The sequence below is a fragment of the Oscillospiraceae bacterium MB08-C2-2 genome (genome assembly GCA_035621215.1).
Classification (GTDB): Bacteria; Bacillota; Clostridia; order Oscillospirales; family Ruminococcaceae; genus WRAV01.
Genome location: CP141729.1, coordinates 52,794 through 79,212 on the forward strand (window position 1 = coordinate 52,794; position 26,419 = coordinate 79,212).

The following is a 26,419-nucleotide window of genomic DNA, read 5'->3' on the forward strand; positions in this document are numbered from 1 at the left end:
TTCAGGCTCTTTGGATGTTTTGTTACAAAACAAGGCTTGGTGCGGAGTAGACACGTGCGCCCAGCTCCTGATCGAGAAGATACAGGCCCTTGCAGTCAGTGCCGAACATCTCCATCTTTTTGATCAAATCGGTGGCGTTGGCTTCTTCCTCGCCCTGCTCCTTTACGAACCAATCCAGAAACTGCATGGTACGGAAGTCTTTGGAGGAATACGCTGCATCATAAATATTATGGATGGATGCGGTAACAAACTGCTCGTGCTCCAAACCGGCTTTCAGTGCATCCATATTGTCGTTAAGTACTGTGTCGGGCTTATCAATGGCCTCATAAGTGACCTTGATATCATTGTTCTGCATGTACTGAACAAAAAGCATGGCGTGATCGTATTCTTCTTGGGACTGGATTTGATACCAGTTGGAAAAACCTTTAAGACCCTGCTCCATATAATAATTGGCGAAATGCAAGTAAAGGTAAGAGGAATACAGTTCCTTGACAATTTGCTCATTCAACAATTCAGCAACTTTTTTATCAAACATTTTTCAGCAACCCCTTTTCGTTATTTTCTAGGAATTGTTCTCTCACAACAGGCTTTTTTATTTATACTGATTTAAGATACAATAAGATGCTCAAATCAGCTTGTTACTACCTGTCTTATATAAAAGTATACCTATATTTCCCTAAAAAGCAATGACCAAAATGAAAATTATGAATGAATACCTTGCAAACTTTATAGCAAAACTGCTTTACGGCAAAGCAACCTTGCCGTAAAGCAGTTTTATATTTTAATGGATTATTGTGCGTGCTGTTAATTAATACTTACTGTAGCCTGCACTGGATGCAGATGCCCCGGATGCTTCATGATCCTCGGAGCCGTTTTCTTGGGCCTTGTTGGTGTCGAATAAATCTTGCTGCTCCAATCGGAACTTGCGGATTTCCTGAGCCAGTGCCTGAGCATAGGCCGCCAATTCCTCGCTGGAAGCGGAGCTTTCTTCGGCACTGGCAGCGTTGGTCTGCACCACCGCCGATACCTGATTCAATCCTTGGTTAATTTGTTCGATAACCTGCGCCTGATGTGAAGAGGCAGCTTCAATCTGCTTAATAGCTGTGTTGACCAAGGCAGCTTTTTCGGCCACATTGATTAATAGCTGAGCAGTTTTATCGGCCAGCTCTTCGCCCTCCGCTACAGTGGCGGAAGAACGCTGAATCAGGGCGGCTGTCTGGTTGGCGGCTTCGGCGGATTTGGCTGCTAAATTGCGCACCTCATCGGCAACCACTGCAAAGCCCTTTCCGGCTGGGCCTGCACGTGCGGCTTCGATGGCGGCGTTGAGAGCCAGAATGTTGGTCTGGAAGGCAATGTCCTGAATCACCTTGGTGATGTTGGAAATTTGTTTGGAGGCTACGGCGATTTCTTTCATGGAGGCATTGAGCTTTTGCATGTGTTCATTACCGGCATGAACCCCGGTTCCGGTTTCTTCAACAGCTTTCGAAGCGCTGATTACATTGTGTGCGTTCTGCTCGGCCTGCTGGGCAACACTGGCCATGGCCACATTCAATTCCTCAATGCTGGAGGCTTGTTCTGTGGTTCCGGAAGCCAGCTCCTGAGCCGCATCTGCAATCTGCCCTGCGCCTGTATTCACTTGTGCAGCTGTGGAGCGAATCAAGTGGATGGTCTGGCTGAGATCTTTCCTGATTTTTTCCAGAGCAAGTCCCAAGACATCCTTTTCAGAGCGCAAAGGAATCTCATGGGTAAAATCGCCATGGCTGAGCTGTACCGCTGATTCGGCCTGCAAGCGGATACCGGCCAGCATTTCGGAAAAGGCGGCCATAAGTTGGCCGGTTTCATCCTTAGAGACAGTTTCGCTGAGCTGCACTTCGGCATTGCCCAGTGTAATTTGTTTGGCCGCTTCCACCACCTGTTGGATGGGTTTGCTAATCATTTGGGATATTTTGATGCTCAGGAATACAGCGATGAGTGTTCCGAGAAAAAGAAAAGCAATCTGCTGAATGGTGGATAGCAGAGCGGTGTGATGATTTTGTTCGCTGGAGGCTTTCACTCCATCCATACTGCGGTTGACCATTGAATCAAAGTTGCTGAATATTTTCTCGATGGTTTCCAGATCCTGCGAAAGCGTGTTCAGAGCGGCTTGCTGATTGCCGCTTTTTGCTGCATCAAGGCTTGCCCTGACAGCGGGGATATAAATATTGTTGATCAAATCAAGGCTTTCATCATACAGAGCAATTAGTTCTGCGTCATCGGCATTAAAAGTTTCACGATAAAGTGCCATATAGTTGATGAGCTTTTCGTGTTCAGATTTTAGGGCTTGCTCCAGTTTTGCCAGTTCCTGCATATTTCCGGCGAAAATCACCATAGCTCTGGAATCGGAGCGAAGCTGATATAAATTTTCAATGGCATGAATCATATTTTCAATAGGCTTAGTTTTATTTTCATACATATATGTGCTGGTTTGATTGACACGGAACAATCCGCTGATTCCAACACTGCCTATTATAACCATAATCAAAATTAGTGAGAAAAAACCGGTCATTAATTTGTGCGAAATGCGAAAGTCCTTAAACCTTTTCATGACTGACTCCTCTGGGTTGATAGTAGGATAGCTTTTAACTTCTCACCAGCCACCGAGTAATTCCCCGTAAGCGGGTATATCACAGCTTATTCCCACGGTATTTCTTTTGTGCTTCTTGGCGGATCCTGTTATGGGACCCACCACACAAGGCAGAACAAAGGTCTGCACTCAACATAAAATGCAAAAAAATTCAATAAAAGAGCATGTTAAGTTGTCTTGTCTTGCCAAAGGGATACCTCAATAAAGCAGGCCTCGGAATTCTTTGATCCGGGAGCTGTAAAATTTTTACCCATACAGCATGTAGTGCCTATATCATCAACTCAGACCTCTTATTACAAAAATACACTCCCGACCATTTAAGGCGAGAGTGTATTTTTTACTACTATGAAAGTGATTCTTATATATACTTTGATATCGAGCATGGATGTGCACAAGCCTATAGTTTTATTGCGGCAGTTTGTTGCTTTTATCAAGGAATTCATAAACAATAAATGAAAAATACAAGCGAAACGTCAGACTGTGATCAGTCAGATCCAATCCTGTAACTTCAACCAGCTTCCTCATTCTGTATTTAAGGGTGTTGTAATGTATATGCAGGGCAACAGCTGTCAAAGCCATGTCTTGATTGTTTCTTAGATATTCGTTGAGTGTGGTAAAAAAGTCACTGGCAAACTGTTCGTCGTGACTGCGCAGCTGAAACACCGCTGGATGAATCAGTACAGAAGGATCATTGTGCTCGGAAAAGAGACTGATCATATGCAAAATGCTGGTATCGTTGTAATAGCTAACGTGCTGAGGGCTGTTCATATCCTCACTGATTTTTAGTGCTGTATTAGCCTGCCGATAAAAGGATTCAAAAGAATGCATCTCGTTAAAAGTGTTGCTGATACCAGCCCGAACGCCAAAATCGCTGCACAGCTTTTCAAAATTATTTAATTCATTTTCAGAAAAAGGCTCAGGCTGCTTATGGTCGTATAAAATCACAAGGTTGCCCTTGAAAATCACCATTGTCTCTCTTGTTAAAAAGTTCTTGGCTCTCTTTATAATAAAATAAACCTTCTCACGCATCATGTTTTTGGTTCCCAAAACAATAACGGTGAGATTGTCATAAAGCTTAAGCTGAAAGCGGCTGACACGTTCCTCGATGGCCGCCTTATCAAACAGCCGCTGCGTGAGCATCGCTGTTAAGAATGTTTCCACCAATGTATTTTCCCGAACATGGGATTCGGAGCAGTAACCCATGCAAATTGCAATAAACTCGCTCAGGATCAAAAGCTTTTGTGCTTCTTCCGCCCCGATGGGCTGGTTGTATTCGAGCAGCTTTAAATAGCCAAGAGGCATTCCGCTTCCATTTACTTTCGCCACCAGTTGACGGTGCTGCAGCATGCCTTCCTGCCAGATCAGGCGAGAATCGTGGGTATTGGGAGAAGGCTCCTGCGCATTTGGGGTGCCCTCATCACCACTCATCACATAACGGACATACTCATCTGTCACATATCCCTTGGTCAGCGTCCAATCCCAGAGGGGTTCATCTACAATTTGTGTTCCCCCTGAATGCGCAACAAAGCACAGTGCAATATCAACCAAAAGCAGCGGATTTTTCAGCTCTTGGTGTCCGATATCCAGCAGCTTCTGAATGCTTTGGGATTCGTTTGTTGCTGCAAGTAAGCGGTTGAAAAATGTATCTGTCGGTTCTGAGGCGGAAAACTGTGTCTGAAGGGAAGAAACCACAGCCAGCAAGTCGGTTTCTTTTTTTAAAACAATCCAGTTAACAGCTTGGTAGCTTTCAGGCATGGGCCTGTCAAGGAACGAAATAACAAGCGAGGATATACCCTCTGGTGGGCTGGGCGGAAGCAGTTCCCCTGAAAGCAGGTAAAGGCACCTTTCGAAACAAGTCTCCTCATTGCCTTTAAAAATGCAGAACGCTTCCAGCTGCTTGGCTGTATCAACGCAGTGAACTTCTGCGGAGCTGTTTTTAAGCAAAGATATCACCGAATCGAAACCGGTTATCATAACTCCCTCAACCTCACTTTTTTCATATTTTATATGTCCCCCAATACCGTTTATATAAAGTGACCAATAACAATACCTTTCTTATAGCATATTTACGACCTTTGTTCAGTTTTTAACAATCAAAAGCTCTCTCGTTGTCGTTTTATGACATGCTATGGGTGTGGGTAAGGCACAAACATTAAGGGAATATTTCATAATTTCTGCCGTTGATGATTTCACTGCCCACTGATATACTAGCCTTGTTGAAGATTGTTACCGGAATAACAATCTTTTTTTACTTAACTACTATAATAGTGAGGAGACGATCTAATGTCAAGGTATTCACAGTTATGCCCGGTGTATTTTGGTAATGGGGAGATTAACAGAACAGGCGAGATTGCCAAGGAGCTTGGCATGACCAAGGTGCTGCTTGTCACAGAAAAAAGCATCATGAAGTTCGGCATCCCCCAAAAAGCCATCAGCAGCCTTGAGGCTGCCGGAATCCAAGTCGCTGTCTATGATGGTGTAATGATGGATGCGCCTGATACGACCGTGATCGAGGGCACAAGGCTTGCCCAAGAAATGGGTGCAGATGGTATCATTGGCTGCGGAGGCGGCTCCACTCTTGATACCGGCAAGGGCATTTCTTTGTATGCCACAAACAACGACAGCGTAGCACTCAAGCAGATTATTCATTTTGAGGTTGCGCCTCAGTCTCTCAAGCCCGCTATCAAATCCATCATGATTCCTACCACCTCCGGCACAGGGTCTGAATCCACTTTTGTGGCGGTCATCACCGACACGGATACCCACCAGAAATGTGGCTGTCTGGTGACTGCCGCTGCTGCCATTGTTGACCCTGACCTTACAGTAGGGCTGTGCCCAGAGGTTACTGCTTACACTGGCATGGATGCCTTCTCTCACTGCAACGAGGCGCTGTGTAATGTTGGCCCCAATCCCCACTCCGATACACTGGCCATTAATGCAATCGAACGCATTTACAAGTGGCTGCCCGTTGCAGTGAAGGATGTAAACAATGTAGAAGCACGCCGCAATCTTGCTATTGCCAGCAACTTTGCCGGTATTGCATTCCAGGATTCTCAGGTTAATGTTGGCCATGCTATGGCGCATGCATTGGGTGCACGGCTTCACATTCCCCATGGCATTGGATGCGCACTGGTAACACCTAGCGTTATTGAGCTTGTTGCATCTGCCCGGCCGGATGTTTATATGCAGATTGCTAAGATTTTCGAATTGAAAACCACAGAGGAGGCTCTCCCGAAAGCGCTGGCTGAAGCGGTGCGCGGTTTCAACAGAGAAATCGGCATCTCATCTATACGTGCACTGGGCTTTACCCGTGAGCAGGTTATGGATACAGTAAGCTATGCCATGGGCGAAATGATGCGTATGGGCTGCATTGTGCAGCAGGACGAGGAAGTTCTTGCCCGCATGATGGCGCAGGTTTTTGATCTCTACGAATAAGGTTTGTTTGTCGTGTGCACAAAATGCATAGAAGGGAAATTAATATGAATTATCCGAATTTATTTTCACCAATAAATATAGGCTCGCTGGAAATCCGCAACCGTGTGGTTATGGGCGCAATGGGCAATATGACCGCCAATCCCGATCAAACCGTATCCGACCGTGAAATCGCTTACTATGCGGCCCGGGCAAAAGGCGGCGTAGGTCTGATTGTCAATGAAGTTACAAGGGTAAACGATGAGCACGGCATGATGGGTGATCGGCAGACCTCCGCATCAGACGACAAGTTTATCCCCGGGCTTACTCAGCTTGCTGATGCTGTTCACTTTTACGGCGGCGCCATTTTCATCCAGCTTCACCACCCGGGCAGGCAGACAGTTGTTCCCGGCGGCATGTGCGCCACCCCAAGCGGCGTAAAAAGCCTGATGCTCAACTGGCCCTGCTTTGAAATGACAACCGAACAAGTGGAAGAGCTTGTTCAGCAGTTTATCGATGGCGCAGAGCGCTGCAAGAAGGCAGGGATTGACGGTGTGGAGCTTCATGCCGCCCATGGCTACATGCTTAACCAGTTCTTGTCCCCCTACACGAACAAAAGAACGGATAAATATGGCGGAAGCCCCATCAAGCGTGCAAAAATTATAGAGGAGATTATCATCGGCATCCGGGAGCGTCTGGGGGACTATCCCATTATGCTCAGAATATCGGCGGATGAATTCCTTGAGCGCTCCATTTTCCCCATTCCCGAGGGTGAAATCGGCCTGAAGCTTGATGAGTCTGTTGAGATCGTAAAACATCTGGTTCCCTTCGGCCTTGATGCTGTTAATGTCTCGGCTGGTGTATATGAAACCATGAATGAAGCATGGGAGCCGGTTTCTTATCCCGAGGGCTGGAAGATTTATCTGGCAGAGGAAATCAAAAAGGTAGTTGACGTGCCGGTCTTTGGTGTTGGCGTAATTAGAAACCCTGCGTTTGCCGAAACCATTATTTCTGAAAAGCGTGTAGATGGTGTAACCATTGCTCGCGGCATGCTGGCTGATCCGGATTGGTGCAACAAAGCCAGCGGGGGACACACAGAAGAAATCCGCCGCTGCATTTCCTGCCTGAACTGTATGGAAACCATGTTTGACGGGATTAACTGCTCGGTGAATCCCAGAACCGGATTTGAATGGTTCTATAATGATATTGACTGCGATGGGAATGGACGTGCGGTCGCCGTGATTGGCGGAGGGCCAGCAGGTATGGAAGCGGCCTTGACCCTTGCCGAGCGCAACTTCAGCGTAACTCTGTTTGAAAAGGAAAACCACCTTGGCGGACAGGTTTGGCTCGGTTCCCGAACTCCCCACAAGCAAAAGATGAGCTGGATGATTGACTACTATGAGACCATGTTTAAGAAGAAGGGTGTCAAGCTTTGCCTTGGCGTTGAGGCAACAGCGGAAAGCATTAAAGCACTCAACCCTTACGCAATCTTTGTAGCAACCGGCTCCCAGCCTATTGTGCCACGTTCGATCTGTGGCGTGGATAACTGCAATGTTTGTACAGCGGATGACATTTTGTGCGGCAACGTGAAATACACCGGAAAACACATCGCAGTGATTGGTTCCGGATTGACCGGTATGGAAACAGCAGAAATGCTTGCACAGCAGGGGAATACCCTGACCATCATTGATATGGCGGATGAAATCGGCCCCGGTGCCTATTGGCAGCCCCTCTCCGACATCAAAGCACAGCTTGCACCCTCAAATCCTATATATTGCCCGGGACACAAGCTGCTGGAGATTCAGCAGGATGGCGTTCTTGTGGAAGATAAGAGCGGGAAGAAAAGCAAAATTGATGCGGATGCCGTTGTGCTTTCGTTGGGTGTGAAGTCTGAAAAAACACTGGGAAATGAACTGAAAGAGCTTTATGATCGGGTCATCTTCATCGGCGATGCTCACAACACAGGCAGAATCAAGCAAGCGGTCGCCGCCGGCTACCGTGAGGCTTATCGGCTCAGCTAGTTATATAAAAAAGCTGTTTTGTGCGGAGCATACGTGCCATTTTCTAAAATTGAGGAGGTTGTTTTATGTTTAAGGGAAATGTAAAAACCGTCATAGGTATATTGATGATGGGCCTTATTTCCATGGGTGCCATGAGCATTTCGGCAGGACTGAGCAGCATTGCCGCAGCATACCCTGAGGTTAACATAGAAACCATTCAGACCCTGATCACCATTCCCGCAATTGTAATCATTGTTGTAAGCTTTATTGCAGGCCCTCTCTCCAATTTTATCTCAAAAAAAGCGGTTGCACTGATCGGTTTGGCCATTTTTACCGTAAGCGGCTGTCTGCCCATCTTTTTTGATTCCTTTTCGGCGCTTTATGCGTCTCGTCTGCTGATCGGCCTTGGCATTGGCTTGGTTCAGCCCCTTGGACAAGCCATTATCTTTGAGCGCTTTGCAGATGCGCCGGTTCAGCGTGATACCCTGCTGGGCTGGATCAACTCCTCCGGCTCTGTCGGGAATGTCATCATGACAGTTCTGGGCGGAATCTTGGTTATGGCCAGCTATAAGCAAATATTTTGGGTTCATCTCGTTGGACTTGCTGCGTTTATAGGTGTGCTGCTTTTCCTTCCGCAGGATCGCCCTCAGCACGCGCAGAAGGCTGCTGGTACCAAGGAAAAAATCAAAATCCCCGGAAAAGCAATCTACTGGTTTTTCGTTGCTTTTGTTTATATGACCTTCCTCCACTGCTTTGCTGTCAACTTGTCTCTTTTTGTTGAGGGAGAAGGAATTGGAACCGCTGCAATTTCAGGCGTTGGACTTTCCATGCTCACAGTGGGCGGGTTCGTTTGCGGCGCAATCTATGGTGGGCTGGCAAAGGTACTGAAAAAATGGACAATGGCTGTTGGCTTTGCCCTTTCCGCGCTGGGCCTGCTGTCAATGGCAATCGCACAAGCCCCCGTGTTTGTATACATTTCTGGATTGCTGACTGGGTTCGGAATGATGATGGTATTTCCTCAGTTGATTACCAACATCCTGACCGCTGTTTCTCCGGCAGCCATTACCCTGTGCATTGCTTTAAACGGTGCCGTTGTGAATGTTGGGCAAACCATTGCACCCTATGCGGTTTCCGGCGTTTCCTCCGTTTTTGTTGGTGACAGTGTTCGCGGGCGCTACTATGTCTGTGCCGCTATACTAACGGTGATCTTTGCGGTTTCCGCAATGAGAACCCTGCGCCAGAAAAGCCAAGAAGAACTTCCTGCATAGTTAACAATTGCCAAAGTTACAATCAATAAGCCTCATACTCTTCGGAGTATGAGGCTTATTTTTGATGATTTGGATATTTCTTTTTTGGCAGACAAAGCAGCAATACTTTAATACACTTTGGTGGGAGCATGAGAAAAGATTGACTGCTAGGCGGTACTGAAATTATTAAGTTAATCCTCATAATTATATACTACTATCATGGGGTTAACAGTATATAAGCGCATATTCCAACAGTTCCGCAAAACCTTGAATCATCTCAGCATATGGGGATCTTTTCTGTTCCTACAATGGTTTGCATTTTGTGTTCCAACGCAAATGCCTGCTGTGCATTCAGGCTTAGCTGAAAAAGTCTTTCCGCTGCAAAAACGAATTCCCCGAAGCGGCAGTTCCCGGCCCGTTCACCAATTCCACCCAAAGTGGTGTTGATATATTCTGCACCGGATTTAGCAGCTGCTACCGAGGTTGCCACAGCCATTCCCAAATCATTGTGGGAGTGAATCTCAATGGGCAATCCACAGCCCACTTTTAATTGGTGCACCATTTCTGCAATGGGTCCGGGAGCGGATACACCCACTGTGTCCGCAACACGAATGCGGGAAACTCCCACTTCGTGTAACCTGTGGGATAGCGAAATCAAGAAAGACATATCAGCCCGGGTAGCATCTTCAAACCCAACGGTTACCTCGTAGCCTTCCTGGCGCACCAGATCCACTAGATACAGTAACTTTTTAAGAAGCCACGCTTTATTCTTATTCAGCTTGGTGTATATCTGGGCGTACGATACCGGTGCGCTGATGTGGATAATATCCGGCTTGCAAGAAAAGGATTTGGCGATGTCATCTTCCCGCATGCGGTTCCAAGTAGAAACCTTGATGCGGCTGCGTTTATTCATAATGGCACGAATGGTTTCTATTTCGTATTCGCCCATAGCCGGTGTGCCGGCCTCCAACTGATAAACACCTGCATGTTCCAGCAGCGAAGCAATCTCCACCTTCTGCTCCATGCTCATGGCTACCGAGGGAGACTGTTCCCCGTCCCGCAGCGTTGTATCCACAATATAGCACACCGGATTCATATTGCCTCCTCCTTTCGGTAACCCTGAGCCAGATGAAGAAAGAGATCATCTGGCACACACCCCTGCTGGTCAATGCTCTGGCCTCTCACTGCATCCAACAGTTCTGCCAACTGGAAGGCTTCCGGATTTAATCCGTTTTGTTGGAGTTTGAGCCGAATTGACTGCAAACCGGAGTGCTTGCCCAACACAAAACGGCGCTCACTGCCAACCAATTCGGGAAAATACGGTTCGTATAGCTGCTGCCGTTTCAGGATACCATCCACGTGAATACCCGATTCCACATGAAAGATATTACTGCCGATAACCGGTTTGTTATGGGGAAAGGTCTGACCTGTGATTTCCTCAATTAACGCCTTCATAGCTGGAAAACACGAAAATTGATTGCCGGGCTTGTGGTGAGCCTGCAAGCGCAGCGCAAGGAGCACCTCCTCCAAGGGGGCTTTGTGGCCCAGCCCGCCAAAACTGGTTACAATATCCGTTCCACCGCCCAGAACCCACTCCACCGCCAAGGCTGTTGCACAAAAGTACTGGTTTTCCGGGCAAAACTCTACCCTTCCTGCCATACGGGCCCGCAAATCCACAAAAGCCTCCTGCCAATCATGGAGCAAAAGATCATCCAAGCCGGTGATACGAACACTGGGCAATTCCCGCACGGAACGTAATAAATAGGCTTCCCTCAGATCATTGACCTGTACTTCCGTGGTTACGCCATTGGGCACCGACATACCCCGGGCCGGGCATACAAAGCGAGAGAATTCCGGAAACTGCAAGGCTTCTCCCGGCATAGAAAGCCGCAGAATATATTTGCCTTTGGGATTCAGCGTTCCCAATTTGCGGTAAATAGAAGGAGTCAGCTCAATGTAATCCACCTTGATTGCAATTAGCGCCTCCAGCAGCATGGCCAGTTGCTGGGAACTGACAGTATAGCGTTCCAAACAGGCAAGGGTCGTGTCAATCACGCAAATCACAAATGAACCCCCTTTTATCCCAGGCTCTGGCAAAACACGATATTTTACCAGAGTCCCGGCTCAAATTTGATATTGTAAAACCACCGTTCCACCCTCAATATGCTGCTCTACAATTTCTTCCACGGCTTCTTCGGTCAGCCCGCCGTACCAAACCCCTTGTGGATATACCACGGCTATGGGCCCTTTGTCGCAGATGCCAAAACAGCCTGTATTGGTGACCATGCAATTGCCCGAAAGATCCCGGTCTTCTATTTCTTCCATAAACTTTTCTACCAGCTCAGGGCTGCCCTTTGTGCTGCAAAAACCTTTTTGCACCCCGTTAATGCGGCAGCTGGTACATACAAAAATATGATATTGGGGAGAAACCATTTCACTCATCCTTTCCTAACAGCACAACTTGTTTGAGACAGTTTCTTTGCGCAGGCTCCCACAGCCTCTTCAATTCGCTCATACATGGGGAAGAATATAATCCCTGCCGCCTCCAACCTGCGGGAAGGCGCTTCGCCTATACGCAAAGCGGTTACAGCCTGACAGTCTGCAACCACATCAAGAACGCTTTCCTTCTGCTCTTGGGTTTGATCACAATCGGCTTTGCCGCCGCAATAACGGTTCACATCCCGCCGTTCTATAAAGCAGACTGTTTTTCCATCGCTTTCATAAATATAAAAGGTGTTAGCATGGCCGAAATGAACATCCACCAACATCCCGCTTTTGGACGCAACAGCCACTCTCCACACCGGAAGTTCCGGTTCGTCTGGCTGGTATAAGGATATATTTTCTTCCTTTTTTCCCCGAAAGGCAATGGACAAGTCGTTATCCAGTGTTCCAATGGCGTCTGCCCTGCACTGGCGGCAATGAAGCATTTGAGGCAGATATTTTCCACAGTTCTTCCGCAGGGTGTGGATTTCTGCCATACTAACCTGTGGCATATCAGCGAAGGCGCTGCCTTCCACCGGAATGAGCTGCATGATATTGGTTATGCAGGCACCAAGTTCTTTTACAGTCTGAACAATTTGTGGCACATGCTCGTGGTTACAGCCTTTAAGCACCACAATATTTACCTTGCACTGCACACCCCGCCGGGATAAATACTGCAAACCTGCAAGTTGATTGGCCATTAGAATAGAAGCTGCCTCCACTCCGGTGTAGCGTGTGCCAAGATAATTAACATGGTGATAGATATCCGCACCAATTTGGGGATTCACCGCATTGATCGTAATGGTTACATGAGAAACCCCCAGATCAATCAGCTCCTGGGCGTAAAGTGGCAGCAGCAGGCCGTTGGTGGAAAGGCAAAAGGTTACTTCCTGATCCTGCTCCCGAATCAGCCGCAGGGTTTCCCGGGTTTCCTCAAAATTGGCCAATGCATCGCCGGGGCCTGCAATGCCGACTACGGTAAGATTCGGAACCTTTTCCCGAACCGCAAAATACTTATCCGCCGCTTGCTGGGGTGAAAGAATCTCTGTGGTAACGCCGGGGCGGCTCTCGTTGGGGCAATCAAATTTGCGCACACAATAGTTGCATTGAATGTTGCACTTGGGTGCCACAGGCAAATGAATGCGGGCATTTTTAGTTCCCGAGCAGGTATAGCAGGGGTGGGTCAGGGTGCGTTCTTCAATGGTTTTGGGCATAGCAATCGCCTCCAAAGTAATGGGGGATTCTGCTGCACGGTGCAGCTTCTGCTGGTAATAGCGTTGGTACAGTTCCTGGCGAAAGCCCTCTTCCTTTCGTGCAAGCATCGTGTTCGCAATTTGTTCCACTAATTGCTGTGAAGCGGTGTATCCCAGCATGCGCACATGCTGCCCGCCCACACGATCGTGAATGGGAAAGCCAAGGCGAATCAGGGGGATATGCTGGCGGTGGGAGATACGGCGGCCATCGGAATTCCCAATCATTAAGTTCACCTTTTGTGAAAGGCACAGGGCTTCTATCTGTTCAAAATCGCAGTCACTGCAAACGATTGGGTCCTGTTCAAACCAAAGAGCGGCTCCACGGCTCATGGGCTCCAATAAAGCTTGGGATAAAGAAGGGCATACACTGCCTGCTGCCGCTACCAGTGGTATGGTGCCATTTTCCAGACACAGCCCCACGCAGGCCGCTACAAGATCGGGCTCACCAAACACAGCGGTGCGGGCATCGGCACAGTATTTGTGGGCATCAATCATAGTATCTGCCAGCCGTCCCCGCTCTTGCTCCAGAGCCGGTGGAAAAGTAGCACCCAAATCTTCCAAAACGTTAATAAATGTGTCGGTTGCCTCAATTCCCACCGGCAATCCCAATCGAACAAACGGCACCTGATGGATATCGTAAAGGTATTGAGCGGGAGAAAGCTCAGGCTCCACAAACTGTGAGAGCTCAATGGTCATTTGTGCCCCTGCCATTGCAGAAATTTGCTCCAATGAAGTCCCCTGATTGGGCAGCCGATCGTATACAGGGGCATGAACACCGTCTAAATTTTCAGACAGGTCCGGCAGTAACACATAGGAAAGCCCAGAGAAATTCAGCAGGTCTTTCAGCCACCGGGTATCCGCAGGAGAAATATGAGGAGTAATAATGTTAATACCGCTATGGGAACTTCGCTCCATTTCTACCTGCTCTAGCACGGAACGCAGTGCCCGGAAATAGCCCTCGTTCTGGGTTCCGCCATAACCGGGAGAGGCCACTGAAAGCAGTTTAACTTTAGAATTGGGGTGGCTGCTCCGGTATTTATGCAGAATTGCACCCACATCCTCTCCGATGGTTTCGGCCAGGCAGGTGGTGGCAACCCCCACCACCTCCGGGTGATATTGCGCAATCAGGTTGTCAATGCCCCGCAGTAAATTTTCTTCTCCGCCAAACACGGTACCCTGCTCAGTGAGTGAAGACGAAGCCACATCCACCGGCTCGTTGTAATGGGTAGCCATATGGCGGCGTATGTAAGTGGCACAGCCCTGTGAGCCGTGAAGAATGGACATACACCCCCGAATGCCATACAATGCTGTAACTGCTCCCATTGGCATACACATTTTGCAGGGATTCACATTCAGGTTAACCAGCGGCTTTTCCTTCACGGTGTTTCCTCCTTTCTCCAATGTGCTTCCAGACCGGGCTGTTAATGGATAGATTAACCTCATTTACAAAGTTCTCAATGCCTTCAAAACCGGCAAGAGCATGCTTGCGCTCATGGTTGTGGTCACAAAAAGCAATTCCCAGCTTGTAGGCGAGGGGGCGCTCTTTGACACCGCCCACCAGAATATCCACTTGCTTTTCCAACATAAATTTTTCGAGTTCAGCCGGGTTGGCATCATCCAAAATAACAGCATCATCCTTTAGCAGACAGCCGATGATGTCATAGTCTTCTTTTTGGCCTGTCTGCGTGCCTACAACCACACTTTCAATGCCCATTTCGTTAAACTGGCGAATGAGAGAAATGGCTTTGAAGCCACCACCTACAAAAATAGCGGCTTTTCGCCCAGCCAAGAAGGGGCGGTAGCGTTCTAAAAAGCCTTTCATTTCCTCAGATTTAGTTTTGCAGAAGGCACGTGCCTTCTGTTCAGCCTCCCGGTTCTCCAATGCCTGCGTCACCCGGATGAGGGAGTTGGTGGTATCCTCTATACCAAAAAAGCTCACTTTGATGTAGGGAATTCCAAACTCCTCCTCCATCTGGTTGGCCAGATAGGTGGAAGAACCGGCACACTGAACAATATTTAAAGAAGCAGAGGGTGATTTCATCAAGCTATCCATAGAGGCGTCCCCCGTAATGGTAGAAACCACCGGAACACCAATCTTTTGCAGATAGTTTCGAATAATCCACATTTCTCCGGCCAAATTGTAGTCTCCCAGAATATTGACTCCCTGCTGCCGGGGCAACGGCACAGCAGGACGCACAAGCCGCATAATAGCATCGCAGGCCAGCTTATAGCCCTGAGACTTGGTGCCGGAAAATCCGGGGGCCTTCACCGGAATAACCCGGATGCCATGCTGCTGCTCGGCTTCCCGGCAGACTGCCTCCACATCATCTCCTATTACCCCTACAATGCAGGTGGCATACACAAAAATCAGCCGAGGCCTGCGCTCGTGCATTAACTCATCAATGGCTCGGCGGAGCTTATCTGCCCCTCCGAAAATTATATCCCGTTCCCGTAGGTCGGTGGAAAAGCTATGGCGAAAAGTTTCACTTCCACTGGTGAGGCTGCCCCGAATATCCCATGTATAGCTGGCGCATCCAATGGGGCCGTGAACAATGTGGTAGGCATCGGTAATGGGGTTCAGCACCACTCGGGCCCCGCAATAAACGCATGCCCGCTGGCTAACGGCACCGGAGACGCTTTCTTTTTCGCAGGACAGGCCTTTTCCGTTTCCCGAACAGAATCCTTTTTCCCAAATGGAGCCGGCTCGTTCCTGCAAAACCGATGTCTTTGAAGCTGTCACAGCGTATTCCTCCTATCCCCGCAGCGGGTAATTTATTGGTTACATAATAACGTCGAGATCTTCGTCGGCGCAGTCACGGTCGTATCGATCCATCAGGGCACCAATAATTCTTTCTACAAACAGCATGGCTCCCCGGTAACCCATCATAGGCAGATAACTGTGAACATACCGATCCAAAATAGGAAAGCCTGCCCGAACAAAGGGAATATCTTCCGCCTTGGCAATTTGTTTGCCGTAGCTGGTGCCCAGCAGGAGATCCACCGGCTCGTTTTTAATCCACTGGTGCAGCTCAAAGAGATCGGCAGATGCTTTCACAGTGGAACCTTCCACATCATACCGGCCCAGCAGTTCGTTCACCAAACGAACAAAATCCTCCTTGGGTGTGCCGGTGATAACGTATTTGGGAATCATGCCCATCTCCAAGCACAAGGCACACAGGCCGATTACTGTATCCGGGTCTCCAAAGATAGCCACCTTTTTTTGGCTGCTGTATTGGTTGCTATCCAGTAAAATATCCACCAGCTGGCCACGCTCCTCTTCCAGCTCTGGGGGAACCTCTGTTTTGGAAAGGCGGGAGAGCGCCATGACATATTCATCGGTGGCTTCAATGCCAATGGGCAGCGGCAGTTCTGTAAAAGGAACAGCGTGCCTCTTTTTCAGCAGTTCAGCAGGCTCTGTGCTGGTGAGCCGCCCCAAAGCCAGAGTATGGGCACAGTCTCCTAACCCGGCTATTTCGGCAAGAGTGGTTCCGCCTTGGGGATACATTTCGTATTCCCCGCTCATAGGGGCATCCATTACTCCGCTGGTGTCGGGAAATAGGGTAAAGGGCACCTGCATCAGAGAAGCAATGCGCTTAATCTCTCGCATATCGCCGGGATTCACAAACCCGGGGAAAATAGCGGTTTTGCCGTTGCAGCTTCCTGTTGACTTGGTAAGGTAGGTAATAAAGCCCTTCATCATATTAAAAAATCCGTTTATGTGGGAACCCGAATAACTGGGTGTGTTGCAGTGCACGACCAGTTTTCCTTCGGGAATCTCCATATCGGTGATGTAAGAGTTCAGATCATCGCCGATGGTTTCGGAAAGGCAGGTAGTGTGTACAGCAATAATGTCGGGATTGTAAATATCAAACACATTGCGTACAGCGGTTTTCAGGTTGCTCCCTCCGCCAAACACCGAGGCGCCTTCAGTAAAGGAACTGGAAGAAGCAATGGCCGGGTCCTTAAAATGGCGGGTGAGAAAGGTTCGGTGATAGGATACACACCCTTGGGAACCATGGCTATGGGGCATGCATTTGTGTACACCCAGCGCCGCATAGAGAGCCCCCACCGGCTGGCAGGTTTTACAGGGATTGATGCGCAGGGCAGTGCGCTGACTAATGGTTTTGGGCGTTAAATCCAGCATTATAGATCACCTCCACTCAGGGTTCCGGTTAGCATGGGCACGGTTTTCCAAGGAGGCGTCACAAAGTTCCACGCATTGGTATACAGCGCCATGACAACATCTTGGGCAAAATTCACCGCCCCTTTAAACCCGGCATAGGGCCCCTTGTAATCATAAGAATGCATCTGGCGGGAGGGCGTTCCCGCCTTTTGGATGACATACTTATCTTTGATGCCGGAGAAGAAGATATCCGGCTTAAGCAGTTTGATGAGCATCTCGGTTTCAAAGTGGTTGTAATCATCCACCACAATATGTCCGGATTGCATATCCTGAATCATGCCTTCATATTGATCCAAAGGAATTTGGTCTTTGAGCCGTGCAAGGGTCTCTTCATCCAAGAAGGTATGGAATTTTTCCGGGTCTGGCTCCACGGTCATATTCTCGATGTTCTTGCTGTCAGCATCCAGCTTAATGGTGGGGATTACTTTTCGGCCCTCGTAGTCGTCCCGGTGGGCAAACTCGTAACCGGCGATAATCGTCTCCATGCCGAAATCCTCCAGCAGCTTCTGATAGTGGTGGGTACGGGAACCGCCTACAAAAATTCCGGCATTTTTGCCTTTCAGCTTTCCCTTGTAATACTCCATATCATCAAATATATCTGCCAATTCATCGGCAATGACTTCTTCGGTCCGCTGTTTGATCTCCTCATCACCAAAAAAGGTGGCGATGTCTCGCAGGGATTGAATGGTGGCCTCTACACCGATGAAATTCACCTTAAGCCAGCTGATGCCGTATTTGGCCTGCATCATTTCGGCGATGTAGTTGATAGAACGGTGGCACATGACCAGATTCAGGTTTGCCAGATGCGCATTCTGCATGGTCTCCACAGAACCATCCCCTGTAAAGATGGATACCACCTCATAGCCGATGCGTTTCAGAACCCGTTCCTGCTCCCAGCCGTCACCGCCGATGTTATATTCGCCTAGAATATTCAGGCTGTATTTGCTTTTGGGTATCTTGTCACCGGTGCCGATTACCCGTTTCATCAAGCCATTGTTGGCAATATGGTGGCCCGCAGATTGAGAAACCCCTTTATAGCCCTCGCAGGAAAATGCGATGCACCGGATATTAAACTCTGATTCTGCCCATGCAGCCACAGCATGCACATCGTCTCCAATCAGACCGATGGGGCAGGTGGAGCAAATCATGATGCTCTTAGGATTAAAGATTTCCATTGCTTCCACAATGGCTTGCTTTAGCTTTTTTTCTCCGCCGAAGACAATATCGGGCTCTTGCATATCGGTGGAAAAGCAGTAGGGGATAAAGTTTTGGCCGCCCTCCTGTGCAACGGCCTTGTTTCGGCGGGTGCCCCAGCTGTAAAAGCCGCACCCAATAGGACCATGGGTGATTACACAAACATCCTTAAGAGGGCCCACTACCACGCCTTTACAGCCTGCATAGCAACAGCCCCGATTGGTCATAATGCCCGGAACGGCCCGGGTGTTGGCGGCGATTTGGGGAACCCCCGGGGCTTCTTCCAGTTCCAGCACGTGCTCCTTGCGGTTTTTATACACCCGCGAAGAATATTTTTCCAATAATCTAGCTCTGTTATCCAAGTTTTTCACCTCACTAATAGGCTTCTACAGTGGTCTCAAAGGTGCGAATTGTATATGCTTCTTCAATGGGACTTATAAAGATTCTTCCATCACCCGGGTTGCCGGTCTGGTTGGTATCGATAATCGTTCGCACCACATGCTCCACCTGATCATCCTCAACAACCAGGGTAAAGTAGCGTTTTGCAATCAGCCGATGGGATTCGGTCAAATGTTCCCCCACCGCATTAGTGGGAAGCTCCCCATGCTCAATAATTGCATTCAGGGCCATTGCGTCAATGCTCTTTTTACCTCGTCCAAGACATTTGCGGCAGGTAAATGCGGGATACCCGGCCTTAGCCAGCGCATTTTTGGTTTGGTTGACCATATTGACACGTATAAAAGCCATAATCTCTTTCATGATGCGGCCCCCTTCACAATCCCGATTTACCGGAACTGATGGTATATGCCTCTTGAATTTGTGAAACAAAGATGCGCCCATCACCATAAGTACCACTGCCCGTGCGGGCATTTTTTATAATAATGCGAATCAAATCTTCTTTGTCCTCATCCCGGCACACAATGATCAGCATTTCTTTTGGGATTTCGTCGTAGTGCACCTCACCCACTGTAATGCCTTTTTGTTTGCCTCGGCCGTATACATCCATTTTCGTAATGGCGGGAAATCCTGCGGCGGCCAGTTCGGACATAACAGTTCCGCTTTTCTCCGGTCGGATAATCGCTCGAATCATCTGCATAGTAATTTTTCCCCTTTCCATTATTTAGTCAAGAATTCCATGCTCCATTAGGATTGCTTCCAGTCGGTCAATATCCATCGGTTTGGGGATTACGAACATATCATTTCCATCAATTTTTCGGGCAAGCTCTCTGTATTCGTCGGCCTGCGGCTCATTCGGGCTGTAATCAATGACAGTTTTTTTGTTGATTTCCGCTTTTTGCACTGCATTGTCCCGGGGAACAAAATGAATCATCTGGGTGCCAATTTCTTTGGCGACTGCACTGACCAGCTCTGCCTCACCATCCACCTTACGAGAGTTGCAGATCAAGCCACCCAATCGAACACCACCGGTGTTTGCGTATTTCATAATCCCTTTGGATATGTTGTTGGCGGCGTACAGTGCCATCATCTCGCCGGAACAGACAATGTAGATTTCCCGTGCCTTTCCCTCTCGGATTGGCATCGCAAACCCACCGCACACCACATCACCCAAAACATCGTAGAAAACATAATCCAGATCGTCCTCATAGGCACCCAACTGTTCCAGCAGGTTGATGGAGGTGATAATGCCCCGGCCTGCGCATCCTACACCGGGTTCCGGGCCGCCCGATTCCACACCCTTAATACCGGCAAACCCGGTTTTCATGATGTAGTCCAGGTCGATGTCGTCCCCTTCCTCCCGCAGGGTATCCAAAACCGTTTTTTGTGCTAGGCCTCCCAGTACCAAACGAGTGGAATCTGCTTTGGGGTCACAGCCCACGATCATAATTTTTTTTCCCATTTCACCCAAACCAGCTGTTAAATTCTGCGTAGTGGTGGATTTTCCGATACCGCCCTTGCCATAGATTGCCACCTGCCTCATAGTTCTTGCCTCCCTTTTGTAATAAGACAAAGGAGCCCGCACTAAAAAAAGTGCGAACCCCTTTGTCCTGCTGTATATTCAGTTTTCTGCCTCTCGATTAGCTTAAATCCATTATGAGGCATCCAAGCCAAAACCACAATACACTATATTTTAAACAATTGCAGGAAGGACAAGTTGGAAATTGTGCAAGTTCACTAGATGTATTCCTGCAAAAAATATTTTCAGGAAACCGGCTTGCAATTGTAGAAAAACTGCGACATACTTAATAGCGAATCACTGAATTTTTTACATAGGATAAATAACCAAGTATAGGGGGAATCCGATGGAACAGCAAAAAATCGCAGTATACACCGATGAAAGCAACCAACTCTGCCTGTTTGAAGATGCCAAGAAGTGCATATTATTCGACAATATTCTACATTGGCAGACCGTGCAGGAATACTATGTTCCATCCTATCAAAAGCACTCGATGAGGGATATTCGCTCGGCTATCGCCCAGCTTATTACACGGCTGAATGATTGCAGAATTATTGCGGGCCGTTCCATGGGAGGGCTGCCTTATCAAATGTTCAATTCGGCCGGCTACAGCATTTTTGAAATTTCAGAGATCAGCAGCGTCATATTTGACCAAATTCTTTCTGATATTGCAGAAAGCGCCACCGCCCAAAAGCTTGCATCGAAAGCACCGGTAGGCCCCGAAAAAGCCGAGATTCCTGGAGTTTACAAGCTGGATTTGCTCCGCTTGCAGCAAGAGCACCCGCATCTTTCTTCAAAACAGGCTTTGACCCATTTTTTATCCGACACATCTTTTACCCAGCTGCACCTCTATTGCGATCATCTCCCGCCGTGGATTGCCAGAGCCGGTTTTCGCATTGAAATGCAGCAGCGGAGTGAGGGTGGCATATGTGCAGTGCTCTTTAGTGAAAGCGACCACGGACAATAGGAAAGAGAGGTATTTGCCATGACAGAAACAACTTTGGTGCTCCCCTTTGGTGTCCTTAACGGAGTGGCTACGGTTTCGCATTATCCCAACGGTACACCTCAGGATGTAACCTTACGAGAGAAAAACGTGATTCTTACCCATGTGGGAGAGCTGATTCCTCTGTATAAAACAGATTCTGCCCGCCGTAAATATAAGAGCGCTATAAGCTTTCACCCCAGCGGTACAATCAAAAGTGTTTCATTGCAGCAACAGCAGGATATTCAAACTCCAATCGGTGAATTTCCCGCAGAGCTGGTCACTTTTTACGAAACAGGCGAGCTTAAACGTTTTTTTGTGCTGGATGGCCAACTCAGCGGATTTTGGAGCATAGAAGATGAACGTGCCCTCAATATTGCCTTTTCATTTGAGTTTCCATTTGCAGCGTTTCAGGCTATGCTGGTGGGAATCTGTTTATACAAAAGCGGCTCTATCCGCAGCCTGACCCTATTCCCCGGTGAGCAAATTTCCCTCACGCTGGATGGCTTGGGCACGATTTCTGTTCGTACCGGGTTCTCTTTGTATGAGGATGGGCAGGTTCGTTCGCTGGAACCGGCTGTACCCTCAGCCGTGAAAACACCCATTGGCACACTGTGGGCTTACGATGCCCAAGCACTGGGAATCAGCGCAGACAGCAGCTCTCTTATGCTGGATCAAGAAGGCCGCATTATCGCTTTATCAACCATGACCAACCGGATTGTGGCCACTGTTCCCGGGTATCCAGTTACCACCTTTACACAGCAAAGCGTAACCGACCCCATTAACCCTTTGGTTCAGATGAAAATGCCTCTGCGCATCGTGTTCGATTATCAAAAAAATCTTGTCATCATCGGTGATTCCGAGCCTTTGCCTATGAGCAAAGAGTGGTTCATTGTTTTTCAGGAAGAGGGTGCACCGACATGTTCACCCGATGCGTGCGCCAGCTGCCGCCTATGCCAAGATAAAACCAAATAAGAACTAACAAAGCAGAACAAACATCAAAAAAGCAGACCGTGCGCCTGAAAAGGCATGCGGTCTGCTTTTTTGATGTTGTATCATACCCGAAAAATACGTCCGGTTTCCGAAAAGTCGTAATCGCCTAGAGGAGACAGCTCCAGCATAAACCGCTCAGAAGAAATAAAATCCAGCATCACCCGGAAAGGCATTTCATCTTGCTGACGAGCCAAAAACACCAAATCATACCATTCCCGTTGCAGGGGCACAAATTCCACCCCACGAACCTGCTGTGCAGTACGCCCGATGCCCAACCCCACATGAGCTTCTCCCGAAGCCACTGCCCCGGCCACCGAAAGATGCGAACTTCTAGGCGTATAGTATCCATCAAGGGAATCGGACGATAGGTGCAGTGTGCGAAGTTTTTCATCCAGCAAAACCCGCATTCCACCTCCCGGTTCCCGGTTAGCCAATACCAAACCGGGTTGCCGCAAATCTTCCCATCTGCGCAGATTCCGTGGGTTCCCTTCGGCGGTATAAAATCCGACAGTGCGGCCAAACAAGCGCACAACAACAGCATCGGTGGCGGGCAACAGCTTTTGAATATAGGGCAGGTTATAGGTTCCTGTTTGTTCGTCCCATAAATGGGCGGTAGCGGCTTGGGCATGCCCACGGTACAAATCCACCAACCCGTTATAGCTTCCCTTTTGGGAACGAAGCGCTTGTGGCATGCCGGGTTGAATGGAGAGTTCACCGGCGATTAAATCCAGTGCCACATCCTGCCCGCAGAGAACAAAGGTCTCTAGCTGAGTAGTCGGGCGAGAGGCCAGTGGTGAAGCGGGGCGCATGAAAACAGGCTCCTGCGGCAAGGTGGAAGAGAGTGGGGGAGTAGGCGCAAACAGGTTCTGCACATCCTCCTGCCGAATACGCAGCTGTTTGCCTATTTTGTGGGATGGCAAATCCCCACGCTTAATCATCTCATAAACTGTACTTTTCTTTACCTTCAGGATCTCAGCCGTTTCTTGTGCGGTTAACAAGTCTTCCATAGGCCTTCCCTTTTTCACATTATTTTCTTTATTGTAACCAAACGAAGCAACGCTGTAAAGTCTTTCTGGCTGTTTGCAAAATGCCTACAAAAATCCCCTTTGTTATTTTGATGATTTTTACAAATAGATGTATTGTTTTTGTCGGTTTGATTCGATAAGATTATTAAAATAAACAGATCAAAACACAACAAAACCGATTTATTTATTAAAGGGAGGGTTCGTTATGAAACAAGCTCGTGTATATCTGAGTATAATTCTTATGTTCGCCATGCTGCTGGTGCAGGGATGCTCCAACAACACGCCCACTCCATCCTCAGCCCCAGAAAGCGCCATCTCTGCCGAGCCATTTTCATCGGAAGATTCCCCTGAACCGGTAGAGATACAGGTTTTTGCAGCAGCCAGCCTGACCGAATCGCTAACTGCCATTCAAAAACTATATCAGGCAAAGGCACCAGAGGTTACACTTGTATTCAATTTTGATTCCAGCGGTACATTGAAAACGCAGATCGAATCAGGTGCACAGGCTGATCTATTTATTTCAGCCGCACAAAAACAAATGGCCGGATTGGAGGAAGGCGACTATCTGCTGACAGAAACCCGCAAGGATTTGTTGGTAAACAAAGTGGTTATGATTGTGCCGGAAGGTTCCGACAAAGGCATTACCGGCTTTGAGGATGCTTCTACCGATAAAGTAGAGCTGATTGCACTGGGCAACTCGGATGTTCCGGTGGGGCAATACGCACAGGAAATCTACACTTCATTAGGCTCATGGGATCAAATTTACGCCAAAGCCTCTTTGGGTACCAATGTAAAAGAGGTTCTCTCACAGGTAGAAAGCGCCTCAGTAGATTGTGGTGTTGTTTATGCCACAGACGCCACTACTGCCAGCGGCATTACAGTTGTGGCAGAAGCACCGGCCGGGAGCCATTCCCCGGTAGTCTACCCAGCCGCCGTGCTTAAGACAACCGCTTCCCGTGAGGCCGCACAGGCATTTTTGGAATATCTGACAAGTCCGGAAGCTATGGCAGAATTTGAAGCGGTGGGCTTTACCGCAGCCTCCTGACAAAGATATCCAGCAAGTGAAGGCAAGCTTTGTCAATGGTAAAAAAGCGATCCGATTTCTGATCCAAATTGTCTGATTAAGACTGGAAAGGGGGCTCTTGGGTATGGATTGGTTTCCACTCTGGAATTCTCTGCGGATTTCCGCGATTTCCACTATTATTACATTTTTTCTAGGGCTATTCTGCGCCCACTGGATTGCCAAAGCCCCCCGTATTGCGAAAAGCATTCTGGATACGGTGCTCACGCTTCCCTTGATATTGCCGCCTACTGTCATCGGCTTCTTTATTTTGGTTACCGTAGGCCCCAAAGGGCCGATTGGGTTGCTGCTCCGCTCTTGGGTTGACTACACAGTGACCATGAAATGGCAAGCCTCTGTCATTGCCGTGGTGATCGTGACCTTTCCTCTGATGTACCGCACTGCACGGGGCGCTTTTGAACACTTTGACCAGAGATTGTTCCATGCGGGGCAAACACTGGGGTTAACGAATTTTTACATATTTTGGCGCATTGTGATGCCCAACTGCCGGCAGGGAATTTTGGCCGGAACTGTCTTGGCCTTTGCACGAGGGCTGGGTGAATACGGTGCCACAAGCATGGTATCGGGCTACATTGCCAATCGCACAGCCACCATTTCCACAACAGTAGCCTATTATTGGCAGACCAATCAGGAGGGAGAAGCCTATCGCTGGGTGCTGCTAAACCTATTGATTTCTTTTTCCGTAATGGTGAGCATCAATTTTTTAGAAAAGCGGCAGAAAAATCCGCTCAGGTCATACACACAAGAAACTGTTTGAGGCTGCGAGGGCTATTCTGCTTGCCGAGGGAGGTAAAAGCATGTCACTGATCGTCGACATTAAAAAGAGTTTCGGGCAGTTTGTATTGTGCATTGCCTTTGAGGCGAACAACGGTATTCATGCTTTTTTGGGGGCATCCGGCTGTGGAAAGAGCCTCACACTGCAATGCATTGCGGGAATCATAACACCCGATGAAGGCCATATTATTCTCGACGGGATTACACTGTTTGACTCCAAAAAAAAGATCAATCTTTCCCCGCAGCAGCGCAGAGCGGGCCTTCTGTTCCAGAGCTATGCCCTTTTCCCCAATATGACAGTGGAACAGAACATTAAGCTGGGTATGAGAAACAGGCGAAAAACAATCCGTGATGGGAGCACTGTGGAACTCATTAAAATGCTGTGTTTAGAAGGGCTGGAAAACCACTATCCCTCTCAGCTTTCCGGTGGACAGCAGCAGAGGGTGGCACTGGCCCGCATGCTGGCACCAGAACCCCGCATCTTAATGCTGGATGAACCGTTTTCTGCTTTGGATAGCTATCTGCGCTGGCAGCTGGAACAGGATGTGGGAGCGGTGCTGCGGAGCTTTTCCGGAACTACACTGTTTGTTTCCCATAATCGGGATGAGGTCTATCGTATGTGCGATTATATCACTGTTGTATCAAAGGGCAAAGTCAGCATCAGTGATGAAAAATGGGCTTTGTTTGGCCATCCCCGTACCCATGCAGCGGCATTGCTTACCGGCTGCAAAAACATTTCACCAGCGGAAAGAATTGATGAATATACTGTATTGGCCAAGGATTGGGGCATAACGCTTCGTTCAGCCGCCCCTGTCTCCAAGGAAACATGTTTTGTTGGAATAAGGGCCAAGCAAATCCAACTTTGTGGCGATCAGGAAGTGGACAATATATTCCAATGCCAAGTTGGCTCTTTTATTGAGGATACTTTTAGTTATATTCGTATGCTGCGGCCCACTTTTGATGCTTGCCGGCAGATCCGCTGGGAGTGCAGTAAAGAGCAGCCTTTAGGGCAGGATGCACATTCGGTAAAGATTTACATTGAGCCGGAACACGTGCTGCTGTTGACAGACTGAACATCTATATTAAAGCAGGCGTGTTCTCAATGTTGGAAGCGGTGGATATGCTGCCAAATTCAGTAAAAGACGAGTAATATTGTTAAGAATACAACTGTTTTCAAAAGGGTAGTGTCAACAGGCCCAACGATGGACACTACCCAAGAAAACCTCTTTGGTTTTCTATGTGTTTGAGCATACAACA

Annotated in this window: 22 protein-coding genes; 8 read left to right on the top strand and 14 right to left on the bottom strand. The window is 48.3% G+C overall.

The genetic code is table 11. The features are described from left to right. Nucleotides 1-22: 22 nt before the first annotated feature. The 3 genes from U6B65_00275 to U6B65_00285 all read right to left on the bottom strand — a co-directional run bounded on the left by U6B65_00275 (nucleotide 23) and on the right by U6B65_00285 (nucleotide 4,597). Complete coding sequence (locus tag U6B65_00275) at nucleotides 23-535, bottom strand: ferritin (GenBank protein WRS27595.1); 513 nt, start codon at nucleotides 533-535, stop codon at nucleotides 23-25. 273 nt (nucleotides 536-808) lie between these two features. Continuing rightward, on the bottom strand, nucleotides 809-2,584 hold the full coding sequence (locus tag U6B65_00280) for a methyl-accepting chemotaxis protein (GenBank protein ID WRS27596.1): 1,776 nt from the start codon (nucleotides 2,582-2,584) through the stop codon (nucleotides 809-811). Between the two features lie 444 nt (nucleotides 2,585-3,028). Further along, the gene (locus U6B65_00285; protein WRS27597.1) at nucleotides 3,029-4,597 is read right to left on the bottom strand and encodes a helix-turn-helix domain-containing protein; all 1,569 of its coding nucleotides are present in this window, start codon (nucleotides 4,595-4,597) and stop codon (nucleotides 3,029-3,031) included. 309 nt (nucleotides 4,598-4,906) lie between these two features. Between U6B65_00285 and U6B65_00290 the strand changes: the two genes are divergently transcribed. The 3 genes from U6B65_00290 (at nucleotide 4,907) to U6B65_00300 (ending at nucleotide 9,302) form a co-directional block, all read left to right on the top strand. Continuing rightward, nucleotides 4,907-6,058: an iron-containing alcohol dehydrogenase gene (locus U6B65_00290; protein WRS27598.1), complete on the top strand. Its 1,152-nt coding sequence runs from the start codon at nucleotides 4,907-4,909 to the stop codon at nucleotides 6,056-6,058. A 44-nt stretch (nucleotides 6,059-6,102) separates the two neighbouring features. Then, nucleotides 6,103-8,055, top strand: a complete 1,953-nt coding sequence (locus tag U6B65_00295; GenBank protein WRS27599.1) for an NAD(P)/FAD-dependent oxidoreductase — start codon at nucleotides 6,103-6,105, stop codon at nucleotides 8,053-8,055. Between the two features lie 65 nt (nucleotides 8,056-8,120). Next, complete coding sequence (locus tag U6B65_00300; protein ID WRS27600.1) at nucleotides 8,121-9,302, top strand: MFS transporter; 1,182 nt, start codon at nucleotides 8,121-8,123, stop codon at nucleotides 9,300-9,302. A gap of 256 nt (nucleotides 9,303-9,558) precedes the next feature. Here U6B65_00300 and U6B65_00305 read toward each other — a convergent pair whose 3' ends face one another. The 10 genes from U6B65_00305 to nifH all read right to left on the bottom strand — a co-directional run bounded on the left by U6B65_00305 (nucleotide 9,559) and on the right by nifH (nucleotide 20,331). Further along, a complete protein-coding gene (locus U6B65_00305) occupies nucleotides 9,559-10,377 on the bottom strand; it encodes a homocitrate synthase (protein ID WRS27601.1) in 819 nt (272 codons plus the stop codon). Next, a complete protein-coding gene (locus U6B65_00310) occupies nucleotides 10,374-11,345 on the bottom strand; it encodes an isopropylmalate synthase (protein WRS27602.1) in 972 nt (323 codons plus the stop codon). The genes U6B65_00305 and U6B65_00310 overlap by 4 nt, the downstream gene beginning before the upstream one ends. 60 nt (nucleotides 11,346-11,405) lie before the next feature. Further along, entirely contained in the window at nucleotides 11,406-11,714 is a 309-nt protein-coding gene (locus tag U6B65_00315) for a 2Fe-2S ferredoxin (GenBank protein ID WRS27603.1), read from the bottom strand. A gap of 5 nt (nucleotides 11,715-11,719) precedes the next feature. Then, nucleotides 11,720-14,395 carry a nitrogenase component 1 gene (locus tag U6B65_00320; GenBank protein WRS27604.1) on the bottom strand — a complete coding sequence of 892 codons (2,676 nt, stop codon included), beginning with the start codon at nucleotides 14,393-14,395 and terminating at the stop codon, nucleotides 11,720-11,722. Continuing rightward, nucleotides 14,373-15,710, bottom strand: a complete 1,338-nt coding sequence (nifE, locus tag U6B65_00325; protein WRS28967.1) for a nitrogenase iron-molybdenum cofactor biosynthesis protein NifE — start codon at nucleotides 15,708-15,710, stop codon at nucleotides 14,373-14,375. Before nifE ends, U6B65_00320 begins: the two co-directional genes overlap by 23 nt. Before the next feature lie 84 nt (nucleotides 15,711-15,794). Then, nucleotides 15,795-17,159 (bottom strand): nitrogenase component 1, encoded by a 1,365-nt coding sequence (locus U6B65_00330; GenBank protein WRS27605.1) that lies wholly within the window; start codon nucleotides 17,157-17,159, stop codon nucleotides 15,795-15,797. Beyond that, entirely contained in the window at nucleotides 17,159-18,754 is a 1,596-nt protein-coding gene (nifD, locus tag U6B65_00335; protein ID WRS27606.1) for a nitrogenase molybdenum-iron protein alpha chain, read from the bottom strand. Before nifD ends, U6B65_00330 begins: the two co-directional genes overlap by 1 nt. A gap of 13 nt (nucleotides 18,755-18,767) precedes the next feature. Then, nucleotides 18,768-19,151 (bottom strand): P-II family nitrogen regulator, encoded by a 384-nt coding sequence (locus tag U6B65_00340; protein ID WRS27607.1) that lies wholly within the window; start codon nucleotides 19,149-19,151, stop codon nucleotides 18,768-18,770. Between the two features lie 13 nt (nucleotides 19,152-19,164). Continuing rightward, entirely contained in the window at nucleotides 19,165-19,488 is a 324-nt protein-coding gene (locus tag U6B65_00345; GenBank protein WRS27608.1) for a P-II family nitrogen regulator, read from the bottom strand. Between the two features lie 24 nt (nucleotides 19,489-19,512). Beyond that, a complete protein-coding gene (nifH, locus tag U6B65_00350; protein WRS27609.1) occupies nucleotides 19,513-20,331 on the bottom strand; it encodes a nitrogenase iron protein in 819 nt (272 codons plus the stop codon). A 322-nt stretch (nucleotides 20,332-20,653) separates the two neighbouring features. Between nifH and U6B65_00355 the strand changes: the two genes are divergently transcribed. Continuing rightward, nucleotides 20,654-21,274: a Fe-only nitrogenase accessory AnfO family protein gene (locus U6B65_00355; GenBank protein WRS27610.1), complete on the top strand. Its 621-nt coding sequence runs from the start codon at nucleotides 20,654-20,656 to the stop codon at nucleotides 21,272-21,274. An 18-nt stretch (nucleotides 21,275-21,292) separates the two neighbouring features. Further along, the gene (locus U6B65_00360; protein WRS27611.1) at nucleotides 21,293-22,264 is read left to right on the top strand and encodes a hypothetical protein; all 972 of its coding nucleotides are present in this window, start codon (nucleotides 21,293-21,295) and stop codon (nucleotides 22,262-22,264) included. Nucleotides 22,265-22,344: 80 nt separating this feature from the next. On the opposite strand, the gene U6B65_00365 is transcribed toward U6B65_00360, so the two are convergent. Beyond that, on the bottom strand, nucleotides 22,345-23,289 hold the full coding sequence (locus U6B65_00365) for a helix-turn-helix transcriptional regulator (GenBank protein WRS27612.1): 945 nt from the start codon (nucleotides 23,287-23,289) through the stop codon (nucleotides 22,345-22,347). 223 nt (nucleotides 23,290-23,512) lie between these two features. Between U6B65_00365 and modA the strand changes: the two genes are divergently transcribed. The 3 genes from modA (at nucleotide 23,513) to U6B65_00380 (ending at nucleotide 26,235) form a co-directional block, all read left to right on the top strand. Next, nucleotides 23,513-24,352, top strand: coding sequence for a molybdate ABC transporter substrate-binding protein (gene modA / locus U6B65_00370; GenBank protein ID WRS27613.1), 840 nt, complete (start codon nucleotides 23,513-23,515; stop codon nucleotides 24,350-24,352). Between the two features lie 103 nt (nucleotides 24,353-24,455). After that, nucleotides 24,456-25,145 carry a molybdate ABC transporter permease subunit gene (gene modB / locus U6B65_00375; protein WRS27614.1) on the top strand — a complete coding sequence of 230 codons (690 nt, stop codon included), beginning with the start codon at nucleotides 24,456-24,458 and terminating at the stop codon, nucleotides 25,143-25,145. Between the two features lie 40 nt (nucleotides 25,146-25,185). Next, entirely contained in the window at nucleotides 25,186-26,235 is a 1,050-nt protein-coding gene (locus U6B65_00380) for an ATP-binding cassette domain-containing protein (GenBank protein ID WRS27615.1), read from the top strand. Nucleotides 26,236-26,419 lie beyond the last annotated feature (184 nt).